Source organism: Pseudocitrobacter sp. 73 (assembly GCF_008369545.1).
Classification (GTDB): Bacteria; Pseudomonadota; Gammaproteobacteria; order Enterobacterales; family Enterobacteriaceae; genus Pseudocitrobacter; species Pseudocitrobacter vendiensis.
Genome location: NZ_VTZO01000004.1, coordinates 40,694 through 53,450 on the forward strand (window position 1 = coordinate 40,694; position 12,757 = coordinate 53,450).

Genomic DNA, 12,757 nt, shown 5'->3' on the forward strand with positions numbered 1-12,757 from the left:
AGACAGGCATAGCATTGTTTTCGATACTTGGTAACATGTTCCTCATATACCAATAACAATGTGAACCCACCAGCCAGACCGTGGCGCATCACTTTTTAGTTCGATACGTGAAAGGAACCCCAAATGGACGAGCAGTTAAAACAAAGTGCCCTCGATTTCCACGAATTCCCGGTTCCGGGGAAAATTCAGGTCTCTCCGACAAAACCGCTGGCGACGCAGCGCGATCTGGCGCTGGCTTATTCACCTGGCGTTGCCGCGCCGTGTCTGGAAATTGAGAAGGACCCGCTAGCCGCGTACAAATACACCGCCCGTGGCAACCTGGTGGCAGTGGTGTCTAACGGTACGGCGGTGCTTGGCCTCGGTAATATCGGCGCGCTGGCCGGTAAACCGGTAATGGAAGGTAAGGGCGTCCTGTTTAAAAAATTCGCCGGTATTGACGTGTTCGATATCGAGGTGGACGAACTCGATCCCGACAAATTTATCGATGTGGTCGCGGCGCTGGAGCCGACTTTCGGCGGCATCAACCTCGAAGATATCAAAGCGCCTGAGTGCTTCTACATCGAGCAGAAACTGCGTGAACGCATGAACATTCCGGTGTTCCATGATGACCAGCACGGCACGGCGATTATCAGTACGGCGGCTATCCTCAACGGCCTGCGTGTGGTTGAGAAGAATATCTCCGACGTGCGCATGGTGGTGTCCGGCGCGGGTGCGGCGGCAATTGCCTGTATGAACCTGCTGGTGGCGCTGGGGATGCAGAAACACAATATCGTGGTCTGCGACTCTAAAGGCGTCATCTATAAAAACCGCGAAGCCAATATGGCGGAAACCAAAGCGGCTTATGCGGTGGACGATGACGGCAAGCGCACGCTGGATGACGTGATTGCCGATGCGGACATTTTCCTCGGTTGCTCCGGGCCAAAAGTGCTGACCCAGGAGATGGTGAAGAAAATGGCGCGGGCGCCGATGATCCTCGCGCTGGCTAACCCGGAGCCGGAAATTCTGCCGCCGCTGGCAAAAGAAGTGCGCCCGGATGCGATTATTTGTACCGGTCGTTCGGATTATCCGAACCAGGTCAACAACGTGCTTTGCTTCCCGTTTATCTTCCGTGGCGCGCTGGACGTTGGCGCGACGGCGATCAACGAAGAGATGAAGCTGGCGGCGGTGCACGCGATTGCCGAGCTGGCGCACGCGGAACAGAGCGAAGTGGTGGCATCGGCCTATGGCGATCAGGATCTGAGCTTTGGCGCGGAGTACATCATTCCAAAACCGTTCGATCCACGCCTGATCGTCAAGATCGCCCCGGCTGTCGCCAAAGCCGCGATGGACTCCGGCGTGGCGACGCGTCCGATTGCCGACTTTGACGCCTACGTCGAAAAACTGAGCGAGTTTGTCTACAAAACCAACCTGTTCATGAAGCCGATTTTCTCCCAGGCGCGTAAAGAGCCAAAACGCGTGGTACTGGCGGAAGGGGAAGACACGCGTGTACTGCACGCGACGCAGGAGCTGATTACGCTGGGGCTGGCGAAACCGATCCTGATCGGTCGTCCGAGCGTTATCGAAATGCGCGTCCAGAAACTGGGCCTGCAAATTAAACCGGGCGTCGATTTCGAAATCGTCAACAATGAATCTGACCCGCGCTTTAAAGAGTACTGGAATGAGTACTATAACCTGATGAAACGCCGTGGCATCAGCCCGGAACAGGCGCAGCGCGCGGTGATCAGCAACACCACGGTAATTGGCGCAATCATGGTGCATCGCGGCGAAGCGGATGCGCTGATCTGCGGTACCATCGGCGACTATCATGAGCATTACGGCGTGATTCAGCCGCTGTTTGGCTATCGCGATGGCGTGCATACCGCCGGTGCGATGAACGCCCTGCTGCTGCCAAGCGGCAACACCTTCATTGCCGATACCTACGTCAACAACGATCCGACGCCGGAACAGCTGGCGGAAATCGCCTTGATGGCGGCGGAAAGCGTGCGTCGTTTCGGTATCGAACCGCGCGTGGCGCTGCTGTCTCACTCGAACTTTGGCTCGTCTGACTGCCCGTCAGCCAGCAAAATGCGCGATGCGCTGGCGCTGGTGAAAGCGCGAGCGCCGGAGCTGATGATTGACGGTGAAATGCACGGTGATGCCGCGCTGGTGGAAAGCATCCGCGCCGACCGCATGCCGGACAGCCCGCTGAAAGGTTCGGCAAACATTCTGGTGATGCCGAATATGGAAGCCGCGCGTATCAGTTATAACCTGCTGCGCGTCTCCAGCTCGGAAGGCGTCACCGTCGGCCCGGTATTGATGGGCGTGGCGAAACCGGTCCATATTCTGACGCCGATCGCTTCTGTGCGTCGCATTGTGAATATGGTGGCGCTGGCGGTGGTTGAGGCACAAACGCAGCCACTGTAAGCGATTTAATTAATATCAGGCGCGGAAAGTTATCCGCGCCTTTTTTATTTCCGTTCTTAGTGATCTACCTCTCCTTTTAAATCTCCTTGCCGAATTTTGTTATTTACTCTGCCAAAAAATTGCCACGATGAGGCACGTTTTAGCGGAGGCGGCGAGTCATGGATAAAGAACGCATTATTCAGGAATTTGTTCCGGGGAAACAGGTCACGCTGGCGCATCTTATTGCGCATCCGGGCGAAGAACTGGCCAAGAAAATTGGCGTTCCCGAGGCGGGTGCTATCGGCATTATGACGCTCACACCCGGCGAAACCGCGATGATTGCCGGTGATTTAGCGATGAAAGCCGCGGATGTCCACATTGGTTTTCTCGACAGATTCAGCGGCGCACTGGTTATCTACGGCTCCGTTGGCGCAGTGGAAGAGGCCTTATTGCAGACGGTCGCAGGCCTGGGGCGTTTATTAAATTACACGCTGTGCAGCCTGACAAAAAGCTAATCCGGAGGGGCGATGAAACGCATTGCTTTTGTGGGGGCCGTCGGTGCGGGGAAAACCACGCTCTTTAACGCATTACAGGGAAATTACACGCTGGCGCGTAAAACGCAGGCCGTGGAATTTAATGACAACGGCGATATTGATACGCCGGGGGAATATTTTAGCCATCCACGCTGGTATCACGCGCTAATAACGTCGTTACAGGATGTAGAAACGCTTATTTATATTCACGCCGCAGACGATAAAGAGAGTCGATTACCCGCCGGGTTATTAGATATTGGCGCGCGTAAACAGCATATCGCGGTGATCAGTAAAACGGACCTGCCCGGAGCGGACGTGGCGTATACCCGCCAGCTTTTGCAGGCAGCAGGATTTCAGTCGCCAATTTTCGAGCTCAACAGCCACGACCCACACAGCGTGCAGAGCCTGATCGATTATCTGGCCGAGCTTACCGAACAGGAGGAAGGGGCAGGTGAAAAAACTCATTACCGCTAACGATATTCGTGCAGCCCATGCGGATGGTGCAAAAGAACTCGCCGTTGTGCTGCGTGCCAGCATTATCACGCCTGAAGCGCGGGAAGTGGCTGACCAGCTCGGCATTGCTATTCGTGAATGCGATGAGCAAACCGCGCCGTCTGCGATTGAACCTCAGAGCGACAGCCAGCGCATTCGCGAAGCCATTATTGCGCAGTTGCCCGCCGGGCAGTTTACCGAAAGCCTGGTCACACAACTGATGGATAAAGTGATGAAGGAGAAGCAGTCGCTTGAGCAGAGCGCCATGCAGCCGAGTTTTAAATCCGTGACCGGTAAGGGCGGCGTGAAGGTGATTGACGGGAGTAGCGTCAGGTTTGGCCGTTTCGACGGCGCGGAACCGCACTGCGTGGGGTTAACGGATCTGGTAACGGAGCAAGACGGCAGCAGCATGGCGGCCGGGTTTATGCAGTGGGATAACGCCTTCTTCCCGTGGACGCTGAATTACGATGAAGTTGACATGGTACTGGAGGGCGAGCTGCACGTGCGTCAAGCAGGCGAAACCATGATTGCCAAAGCCGGGGATGTGATGTTTATCCCGAAAGGCGCCAGCATTGAGTTCGGCACGCCCTCGACCGTGCGTTTCCTTTACGTTGCCTGGCCTGCGAACTGGCAATCGTTATGAAAGACTTCATCACGGAAGCGTGGCTCAGAGCGAATCATACGCTCAGCGAAGGCGCAGAGATTCATCTCCCTGCGGACAGTCGCCTGACGCCATCGGCTCGCGAGCTGCTGGAAAGCCGTCATCTGCGCATCAAATTTCTCGATGAACAGGGAAGCCTGTTTGTTGATGACGAACAGCAGCAACCTCAGCGGGTCCATGGTTTAACCAGCAGCGACAGCCACCCACAGGCGTGCTGCGAGCTGTGCCGTCAGCCGGTAGAGAAAAAACCGGATACGCTCACGCACCTGACCGCCGACAAAATGGTTGCCAAGAGCGACCCGCGCCTCGCGTTTCGTGCGGCGCTCGACAGCACTATCGCCCTGGCGGTATGGCTGCAAGTTGAACTGGCGGAAGCCTGGCAGCCGTGGCTTGCCGATATTCGTTCGCGTCTGGGCAACATCATGCGTGCGGATGCGGTAGATGAGCCGCTGGCGATGCAGAGTATCGTCGGGCTTAACGAAGAGGAACTGCACCGTCTTTCGCACCAACCGCTACGTTATCTCGACCACGATCATCTGGTGCCGGAAGCCAGCCATGGCCGCGATGCCGCGCTGCTTAATTTACTGCGCACCAAAGTGCGTGAAACCGAAACGCTTGCCGCGCAGGTGTTTATCACCCGCGGTTTTGACGTGTTGCGTCCGGATATTTTGCAGGCGCTGAACCGTCTGTCCAGCGCGGTTTACGTGATGATGATCCTGAGCGTGGCAAAGCACCCGCTAACCGTAAATCAAATTCAGCAACGGCTGGGAGGCGCGCAATGATTATTGAACGCGCTCGCCAGTCGGCCCTGCGCACGCCGGCCCGCGTGGTGTTCCCGGATGCGCTGGATATCCGCGTGCTCAAAGCCGCGAACTCTCTGCATCAGCAGAAGCTGGCATTCCCCATTCTGGTCGCCAGTCCATTCGAACTTCGGCAATTTGCCCTCAACCACCGCATACCCATGGACGGTATTCAGGTTATCGACCCGAACGGCAATCTACCGATGCGTGAAGCATTTGCCGGGCGTTGGCTGGCACGCGCAGGTGAGAAAACCCCGCCGGATGCCGTGGAAAAATTACGCGATCCGCTGATGTTCGCGGCCGCGATGGTGAGTGCGGGCAGTGCGGATGTGTGCATTGCCGGCAATCTCTCTTCGACCGCGAATGTCCTTCGGGCCGGGCTTCGTATTATCGGCTTACAGCCTGGCTGCAAAACGCTCTCTTCGCTTTTCCTGATGCTGCCGCAGTACAGCGGCCCAGCCTTAGGATTCGCCGATTGCAGCGTGGTGCCGCAGCCGACGGCGGCGCAGCTGGCGGATATCGCGCTTGCCAGCGCCGAGACATGGCGGGCGATATCCGGCGAAGAACCTCGCGTGGCGATGCTCTCTTTTTCAACGAACGGCAGCGCGCGTCATCCCTGTGTGGCTAACGTACAGCAGGCGACGGCGATTGTTCGCGAACGCGCGCCGCAGTTGGCGGTGGATGGTGAATTACAGTTTGACGCCGCCTTCGTCCCGGATGTCGCGGCGCAAAAAGCGCCTGCCAGCCCGTTGCAGGGAAGGGCCAACGTGATGGTTTTTCCATCGCTGGAGGCGGGCAATATTGGCTACAAAATCGCCCAGCGTTTGGGGGGCTATCGCGCCGTAGGGCCGCTGATTCAGGGGCTCGCCGCGCCGCTCCATGACCTTTCCCGCGGCTGTAACGTACAAGAAATTATCGAACTGGCGTTGGTGGCAGCCGTGCCGCGCCAGACTGACGTGAGCTGCGAAAGTCGCTCACAAACACTGGTTGAATGAACGGTCCCGTTCTGGACCCCTTAAATGAGAGGAAAACACAATGGAAGCATTAGGAATGATTGAAACCCGGGGCCTGGTTGCACTGATTGAGGCTTCTGACGCCATGGTTAAAGCGGCACGCGTGAAGCTGGTCGGCGTGAAACAGATTGGTGGTGGCCTGTGTACTGCCATGGTTCGTGGTGATGTCGCAGCCTGCAAAGCCGCAACGGATGCTGGCGCGGCGGCAGCGCAGCGTATTGGCGAGCTGGTGTCTGTACACGTGATCCCGCGTCCGCACGGCGATCTGGAAGAAGTGTTCCCGATAAGCTTCAAAGGCGACAGCAACAACATGTAATGGCTCGATGCGGGATGGCGCATTCATCACAGGTCGGATAAGCGAAGCGCCATCCGGCAAATCTCACCCACGGAGGCGGGTATGAAACTGGCAGTCGTCACAGGACAAATCGTTTGTACCGTACGCCATCAGGGACTGGCGCATGACAAATTGCTGATGGTGGAAATGATCGATGCCCGGGGAAACCCTGACGGACAGTGCGCCGTGGCCATCGACAATATCGGTGCCGGAACCGGTGAGTGGGTGCTGCTGGTCAGCGGCAGTTCAGCCCGTCAGGCGCACCACAGCGAATTGTCGCCGGTGGATCTGTGCGTTATCGGCATTGTCGATGAAGTGGTGGCTGGCGGTAAGGTGACTTTTCATAAATAGGGCAGAAATCATGAATCAACAGGATATTGAACAGGTGGTAAAAGCCGTGCTGCTGAAAATGAAAGACAGCAGTCAGCCTGTTGCCGACGTTCATGAAATGGGCGTCTTTGCCTCCCTGGATGACGCCGTTGCGGCGGCAAAAATCGCCCAACAGGGGCTGAAGAGCGTGGCAATGCGCCAACTGGCGATTCACGCCATCCGCGAGGCGGGTGAAAAACACGCCAGAGAATTAGCGGAGCTTGCCGTCAACGAGACGGGCATGGGCCGTATCGAAGATAAATTTGCCAAAAATGTGGCGCAGGCGCGCGGTACGCCGGGCGTGGAGTGCTTATGTCCGCAGGTGCTGACGGGCGATAACGGCCTGACGCTGATAGAAAACGCGCCGTGGGGCGTGGTGGCATCGGTGACACCGTCCACCAACCCGGCGGCCACGGTGATTAATAACGCGATAAGCCTGATTGCCGCGGGCAACAGCGTCGTGTTTGCCCCACATCCGGCGGCGAAAGGTGTTTCGCAACGCGCTATTGCGCTGCTTAATCAGGCGGTTGTTGCCGCGGGTGGCCCGGAAAACCTGCTGGTGACCGTCGCCAATCCGGATATCGAAACCGCACAGCGATTGTTCAAATATCCCGGCATCGGCCTGCTGGTAGTGACGGGCGGTGAAGCGGTCGTTGATGCGGCGCGCAAACATACCAATAAACGCCTGATTGCCGCCGGGGCGGGAAATCCGCCGGTGGTGGTGGATGAGACGGCTGATCTTGCGCGTGCCGCCCAGTCCATCGTCAAAGGCGCGTCTTTCGATAACAACATTATCTGCGCGGATGAAAAAGTGCTGATTGTGGTCGATAGCGTGGCAGATGAACTGATGCGCCTGATGGAAGGTGAGCACGCGGTCAGGCTGACGACGGCGCAGGCGGAGCAACTCCAGCCGGTATTGCTAAACAAAATCGATGAACGCGGCAAAGGCACCGTCAGCCGTGATTGGGTTGGTCGCGATGCGGCAAAAATCGCCGCGGCGATTGGCCTGAAGGTACCGGAACAGACGCGTTTGCTGTTTGTGGAAACGTCGGCTGCGCATCCGTTTGCCGTGACTGAACTGATGATGCCGGTGCTGCCTGTCGTGCGCGTCGCCAACGTGGCAGAAGCCATTGCGCTGGCGGTGGTCCTTGAAGGCGGCTGCCATCACACAGCAGCGATGCACTCGCGCAATATCGACAACATGAACCAGATGGCGAATGCCATTGATACCAGCATTTTTGTCAAAAACGGGCCGTGTATTGCCGGGCTCGGATTAGGCGGGGAAGGCTGGACCACCATGACCATCACCACACCTACCGGTGAAGGGGTGACCAGCGCGCGGACATTCGTGCGCCTGCGCCGCTGCGTGCTGGTAGATGCATTCCGCATCGTATAAGGAAAACGAGATGGCATTCGACGAACAGTGGCTCAACCCGCGTCTGCACCAGGCTGCCCGTTTATGCCAGCAAACGTCCGTGGCGAGCGACTCGCCGCTGTGGCTGGGCGTGGATCTGGGCACCTGCGATGTGGTGTCGATGGTGGTCGACCACGAGGGGCAGCCGGTCGCCGTTTGTCTCGATTGGGCCGACGTTGTGCGTGACGGCATCGTCTGGGATTTCTTCGGCGCGGTGACGATTGTTCGTCGCCATCTCGATTCGCTTGAGGAGCAGCTTGGCTGTCGCTTCACCCACGCGGCGACCTCTTTTCCGCCGGGCACCGACGCGCGTATTTCTATCAACGTGCTGGAGTCTGCGGGCCTGGAGGTGAGTCATGTACTGGACGAACCGACCGCGGTGGCAGACCTGCTTCGGCTGGATAACGCCGGCGTGGTGGATATTGGCGGTGGAACTACCGGCATCGCCATCGTCAAACAGGGCAAGGTTGTCTATTCCGCCGATGAAGCCACCGGCGGTCATCACATCTCCCTGACGCTCGCGGGCAACCGCCGCGTTTCGCTGGAAGAGGCGGAGCAGTACAAGCGCAGCAATGCGCAGGAGATTTGGCCGGTGGTTAAGCCGGTGTACGAAAAGATGGCGGAGATTGTCACCCGACATATCGAAGGGCAGGGGATAACCGATTTATGGCTGGCAGGCGGCTCGTGTATGCAACCCGGCGTGGCTGATTTGTTTCGCAAACGCTTCCCGGAATTACGGGTGCATCTCCCGCAGCACAGTCTGTTTATGACCCCGCTGGCGATTGCCAGCAGCGGGCGCGAGAAAGCGGAGGGGATCTATGCAAAGTGAATTGCAGACGGCGCTCTTTCAGGCATTCGATACCCTGAATCTGCAACGCATGAAAACGTTCAGCGTCCCGCCAGTGACGCTCTGCGGCCTTGGGGCGGTGAGCAGTTGTGGGCAAGAAGCGCAGACACGCGGGCTGAAGCATCTGTTTGTGATGGTCGATAGCTTTTTGCATCAGGCGGGAATGACCGCCGCGCTGACGCGTAGTCTGGCCGTTAAAGGGATAGCCACCACAATTTGGCCGTGCCCGGTGGGCGAGCCCTGTATTACGGATGTTTGCGCGGCGGTGGCGCAGTTACGTGAATCTGGCGGCGACGGTGTTATTGCCTTCGGCGGCGGTTCGGTACTGGATGCGGCGAAAGCCGTTGCGCTGCTGGTGACGAACCCGGATAGCACGCTGGCAGAGATATCGGAAACTCGCGTTTTGAAACCGCGCCTGCCGCTGATGGCCATTCCAACCACGGCAGGTACCGGCTCCGAAACTACCAACGTAACCGTGATTATCGACGCCGCGACCGGGCGCAAGCAGGTGCTGGCGCATGCTTCCCTGATGCCGGATGTGGCGATTCTGGATGCCGCGCTGACAGAGGGCATTCCGTCGCACATCACCGCAATGACCGGTATCGATGCCTTGACCCATGCGATTGAAGCCTATAGCGCGCTGAACGCCTCGCCGTTTACCGACAGCCTGGCGATTGGCGCAATGGCGATGATCGCGCAATCGCTGCCTAAAGCGGTGGGCTACGGGCATGACCTGGCGGCACGCGAGAGCATGCTGCTGGCTTCATGTATGGCGGGAATGGCGTTTTCCAGCGCCGGGCTGGGGTTATGCCATGCGATGGCGCATCAGCCAGGGGCGACGCTGCACATTCCCCATGGTCTGGCGAATGCCATGCTGCTGCCCACGGTGATGGAATTCAACCGAATGGTGTGCCGCGAACGGTTCAGCCAGATTGGCCGGGCGCTGAGAAATAAAAAATCGGACGATCGCGACGCCATTAGCGCGGTAAGCGAGCTGATTGCGGAAGTGGGGATCGCCAAACGGCTGGGCGATGTGGGCGCGACACCTGCGCATTACACCGCCTGGGCGCAAGGCGCGCTGGACGATATTTGTCTGCGCAGCAACCCGCGCACCGTGAGCCAGGAGCAGATTGTCGGCCTGTACGCGGCAGCGCACTAAAGCATACCAGGACGTAGGCCGGATAAGGTGCTTGCACCGCCATCCGGCGTATTAGCCGCAGCATTGCCTGATGGCGCTGCGCTTATCAGGCCTACGAAACCACCTGAAAATGGAGATGACTTTATGGGAATTAACGAAATCATCATGTACATCATGATGTTCTTTATGCTGATTGCCGCCGTGGACAGGATCCTGTCGCAATTTGGCGGTTCTGCACGCTTCCTCGGTAAATTTGGCAAGAGTATAGAAGGTTCCGGCGGCCAGTTCGAAGAGGGCTTTATGGCGATGGGCGCGCTGGGTCTGGCGATGGTCGGTATGACTGCGCTGGCGCCAGTGCTGGCGCACGTGCTGGGCCCGGTCATTATCCCGCTGTATGAAATGCTTGGCGCTAACCCGTCAATGTTCGCCGGAACGCTGCTGGCGTGCGATATGGGGGGCTTCTTCCTCGCCAAAGAGCTGGCGGGCGGCGATGTGGCTGCGTGGCTATACTCAGGTTTGATTCTGGGCTCGATGATGGGGCCGACGATTGTGTTCTCCATTCCCGTGGCGCTCGGCATTATCGAACCTTCCGACCGTCGTTACCTCGCGCTTGGCGTGCTGGCCGGGATCGTCACCATCCCCATCGGCTGTATCGCGGGTGGCTTGGTAGCCATGTATTCCGGCGTGCAGATCAACGGTCAACCGGTGGAATTCACCTTCGCATTGATCCTGATGAACATGATCCCGGTATTAATTGTCGCGGTGCTGGTGGCGTTGGGGCTGAAGTTCATCCCGGAAAAAATGATCAACGGCTTCCAGATCTTCGCCAAGTTCCTCGTCGCGCTGATAACGATTGGCCTTGCTGCTGCGGTAGTGAAATTCCTGCTTGGCTGGGAACTGATTCCAGGCCTTGATCCTATCTTTATGGCGCCTGGCGATAAACCCGGCGAAGTGATGCGCGCCATTGAAGTTATCGGTTCTATCTCCTGCGTGCTGCTGGGGGCGTACCCGATGGTGCTGCTGCTCACCCGCTGGTTTGAAAAACCGTTGATGAGCGTCGGTAAGCTTCTGAATGTGAACAACATCGCGGCAGCTGGCATGGTCGCAACCCTTGCCAACAATATTCCGATGTTTGGCATGATGAAGCAGATGGATACCCGCGGCAAAGTGATCAACTGCGCCTTCGCGGTCTCTGCGGCGTTCGCCCTGGGCGATCACTTAGGTTTTGCGGCGGCCAACATGAACGCGATGATCTTCCCGATGATTGTCGGCAAGCTGATTGGCGGCGTCACGGCGATTGGCGTGGCAATGATGCTGGTGCCGAAAGATGATGCGGCACAGGTGAAAACCGAAGCGGAGGTTCAATCGTGAATACTCGCCAGCTACTGAGCGTCGGTATCGATATTGGCACCACCACCACCCAGGTGATCTTCTCTCGTCTGGAACTGGTTAACCGTGCGGCTGTGTCGCAGGTGCCGCGTTACGAATTCATCAAACGCGAAATTAGCTGGCAAAGCCCGGTGTTCTTCACGCCTGTCGATAAACAGGGGGGGCTGAAAGAGGCTGAACTGAAAAACCTGATTCTGCAACAGTATCAGGCCGCAGGCATCGCGCCGGAAAGCGTTGATTCCGGGGCCATTATCATCACCGGCGAGAGCGCGAAAACCCGCAATGCGCGTCCGGCGGTCATGACGCTTTCGCAGTCGTTGGGTGATTTTGTGGTGGCCAGCGCCGGGCCGCATCTGGAATCGGTGATTGCCGGACACGGTGCCGGAGCGCAAACCCTGTCGGAACAGCGGATGTGCCGGGTATTGAATATTGATATCGGCGGTGGCACCGCGAACTACGCTCTGTTCGACGCCGGAAAAATCAGCGGCACTGCCTGCCTCAATGTCGGCGGTCGCCTGCTGGAAACCGACAGCCAGGGGCGCGTGATTTACGCGCATAAACCCGGGCAGATGATTGTGGATGAGTGTTTCGGCCCAGGCACCGACGTCCGTTCACTGACCGGCGCGCAGCTGGTGCAGGTTACCCGGCGGATGGCGGAGCTGATTGTCGACGTGATTGACGGAACGCTCTCGCCGCTCGCGCAGGCATTGATGCAAACCGGTTTGCTACCCGCAGGTGTTACGCCCGAAATCATTACGCTTTCTGGCGGTGTGGGCGAATGTTATCGCCACCAGCCTGCCGACGCGTTTTGCTTTTCCGATATCGGCCCACTGCTGGCAACGGCACTGCATGAGCATCCGCGTCTGCGTGAGATGAACGTGCAGTTTCCGGCGCAAACCGTGCGCGCTACGGTGATAGGCGCGGGCGCGCATACGCTGTCGCTTTCCGGCAGCACAATTTGGCTGGATAGCGTTGATTTACCGATACGCAATCTGCCGGTGGCCATCCCACAGACGGAATCGAACCTGGTCGATGCCTGGCAGCAGGCATTGGTGCAGCTCGATCTTTGTCCTCAAACGGACGCATACGTGCTGGCGCTGCCCGCCGGGCTTCCCGTGCGTTATGCCGCATTACTAACGGTCATCGACGCGTTGACCCAGTTTGTCGCGCGTTTTCCGAATCCACATCCCCTGCTGGTGGTGGCCGAGCAGGACTTTGGTAAGGCGCTGGGCATGTTGTTACGCCCGCAATTACAGCAACTCCCGCTGGCGGTGATTGACGAAGTTTCCGTCCGCGCGGGGGACTATATCGACATTGGTACGCCTCTTTTTGGCGGATCGGTTGTGCCGGTGACGGTGAAATCACTCGCATTTCCTTCCTGAGGG

The 12,757-nt window shown here is 58.0% G+C and carries 13 protein-coding genes; all 13 read left to right on the forward strand.

Annotation, left to right across the window (positions count from 1 at the left end; genetic code table 11):
- Window positions 1–123: 123 nt before the first annotated feature.
- The 13 genes from maeB to eutA all read left to right on the forward strand — a co-directional run bounded on the left by maeB (window position 124) and on the right by eutA (window position 12,754).
- The gene (maeB, locus tag F0Q32_RS02795) at window positions 124–2,403 is read left to right on the forward strand and encodes an NADP-dependent oxaloacetate-decarboxylating malate dehydrogenase (protein ID WP_149461881.1); all 2,280 of its coding nucleotides are present in this window, start codon (window positions 124–126) and stop codon (window positions 2,401–2,403) included.
- Between the two features lie 158 nt (window positions 2,404–2,561).
- Window positions 2,562–2,897, forward strand: coding sequence for an ethanolamine utilization microcompartment protein EutS (eutS, locus tag F0Q32_RS02800; protein ID WP_015963481.1), 336 nt, complete (start codon window positions 2,562–2,564; stop codon window positions 2,895–2,897).
- 12 nt (window positions 2,898–2,909) lie between these two features.
- Window positions 2,910–3,389, forward strand: a complete 480-nt coding sequence (gene eutP / locus F0Q32_RS02805; RefSeq protein ID WP_149461882.1) for an ethanolamine utilization acetate kinase EutP — start codon at window positions 2,910–2,912, stop codon at window positions 3,387–3,389.
- Window positions 3,367–4,050: an ethanolamine utilization acetate kinase EutQ gene (gene eutQ / locus F0Q32_RS02810; protein WP_149461883.1), complete on the forward strand. Its 684-nt coding sequence runs from the start codon at window positions 3,367–3,369 to the stop codon at window positions 4,048–4,050. The genes eutP and eutQ overlap by 23 nt, the downstream gene beginning before the upstream one ends.
- Window positions 4,047–4,850: an ethanolamine utilization cob(I)yrinic acid a,c-diamide adenosyltransferase EutT gene (gene eutT, locus F0Q32_RS02815; RefSeq protein WP_149461884.1), complete on the forward strand. Its 804-nt coding sequence runs from the start codon at window positions 4,047–4,049 to the stop codon at window positions 4,848–4,850. Before eutQ ends, eutT begins: the two co-directional genes overlap by 4 nt.
- On the forward strand, window positions 4,847–5,863 hold the full coding sequence (gene pta, locus F0Q32_RS02820) for a phosphate acetyltransferase (RefSeq protein WP_149461885.1): 1,017 nt from the start codon (window positions 4,847–4,849) through the stop codon (window positions 5,861–5,863). The genes eutT and pta overlap by 4 nt, the downstream gene beginning before the upstream one ends.
- A 40-nt stretch (window positions 5,864–5,903) precedes the next feature.
- Window positions 5,904–6,197, forward strand: a complete 294-nt coding sequence (gene eutM, locus F0Q32_RS02825) for an ethanolamine utilization microcompartment protein EutM (protein ID WP_149461886.1) — start codon at window positions 5,904–5,906, stop codon at window positions 6,195–6,197.
- An 81-nt stretch (window positions 6,198–6,278) separates the two neighbouring features.
- Window positions 6,279–6,566 (forward strand): ethanolamine utilization microcompartment protein EutN, encoded by a 288-nt coding sequence (gene eutN, locus F0Q32_RS02830; protein WP_149461887.1) that lies wholly within the window; start codon window positions 6,279–6,281, stop codon window positions 6,564–6,566.
- Window positions 6,567–6,576: 10 nt separating this feature from the next.
- Entirely contained in the window at window positions 6,577–7,980 is a 1,404-nt protein-coding gene (locus tag F0Q32_RS02835; RefSeq protein ID WP_149461888.1) for an aldehyde dehydrogenase family protein, read from the forward strand.
- Between the two features lie 10 nt (window positions 7,981–7,990).
- The gene (eutJ, locus tag F0Q32_RS02840; RefSeq protein WP_149461889.1) at window positions 7,991–8,827 is read left to right on the forward strand and encodes an ethanolamine utilization protein EutJ; all 837 of its coding nucleotides are present in this window, start codon (window positions 7,991–7,993) and stop codon (window positions 8,825–8,827) included.
- The gene (gene eutG, locus F0Q32_RS02845) at window positions 8,817–10,004 is read left to right on the forward strand and encodes an ethanolamine utilization ethanol dehydrogenase EutG (RefSeq protein WP_149461890.1); all 1,188 of its coding nucleotides are present in this window, start codon (window positions 8,817–8,819) and stop codon (window positions 10,002–10,004) included. The genes eutJ and eutG overlap by 11 nt, the downstream gene beginning before the upstream one ends.
- A 123-nt stretch (window positions 10,005–10,127) precedes the next feature.
- Entirely contained in the window at window positions 10,128–11,354 is a 1,227-nt protein-coding gene (gene eutH / locus F0Q32_RS02850; RefSeq protein WP_149461891.1) for an ethanolamine utilization protein EutH, read from the forward strand.
- A complete protein-coding gene (gene eutA, locus F0Q32_RS02855) occupies window positions 11,351–12,754 on the forward strand; it encodes an ethanolamine ammonia-lyase reactivating factor EutA (RefSeq protein WP_149461892.1) in 1,404 nt (467 codons plus the stop codon). Before eutH ends, eutA begins: the two co-directional genes overlap by 4 nt.
- Window positions 12,755–12,757: the final 3 nt, after the last annotated feature.

What these genes read in the sequence shown, in the direction of transcription:
- eutT (WP_149461884.1), top strand. Translation starts at nt 4,047, where the DNA reads ATGAAAGACTTCATCACGGAAGCGTGGCTCAGAGCGAATCATACGCTC.
- maeB (WP_149461881.1), top strand. Translation starts at nt 124, where the DNA reads ATGGACGAGCAGTTAAAACAAAGTGCCCTCGATTTCCACGAATTCCCG.
- F0Q32_RS02835 (WP_149461888.1), top strand. Translation starts at nt 6,577, where the DNA reads ATGAATCAACAGGATATTGAACAGGTGGTAAAAGCCGTGCTGCTGAAA.
- eutS (WP_015963481.1), top strand. Translation starts at nt 2,562, where the DNA reads ATGGATAAAGAACGCATTATTCAGGAATTTGTTCCGGGGAAACAGGTC.
- eutM (WP_149461886.1), top strand. Translation starts at nt 5,904, where the DNA reads ATGGAAGCATTAGGAATGATTGAAACCCGGGGCCTGGTTGCACTGATT.
- eutH (WP_149461891.1), top strand. Translation starts at nt 10,128, where the DNA reads ATGGGAATTAACGAAATCATCATGTACATCATGATGTTCTTTATGCTG.
- pta (WP_149461885.1), top strand. Translation starts at nt 4,847, where the DNA reads ATGATTATTGAACGCGCTCGCCAGTCGGCCCTGCGCACGCCGGCCCGC.
- eutP (WP_149461882.1), top strand. Translation starts at nt 2,910, where the DNA reads ATGAAACGCATTGCTTTTGTGGGGGCCGTCGGTGCGGGGAAAACCACG.
- eutN (WP_149461887.1), top strand. Translation starts at nt 6,279, where the DNA reads ATGAAACTGGCAGTCGTCACAGGACAAATCGTTTGTACCGTACGCCAT.
- eutG (WP_149461890.1), top strand. Translation starts at nt 8,817, where the DNA reads ATGCAAAGTGAATTGCAGACGGCGCTCTTTCAGGCATTCGATACCCTG.
- eutJ (WP_149461889.1), top strand. Translation starts at nt 7,991, where the DNA reads ATGGCATTCGACGAACAGTGGCTCAACCCGCGTCTGCACCAGGCTGCC.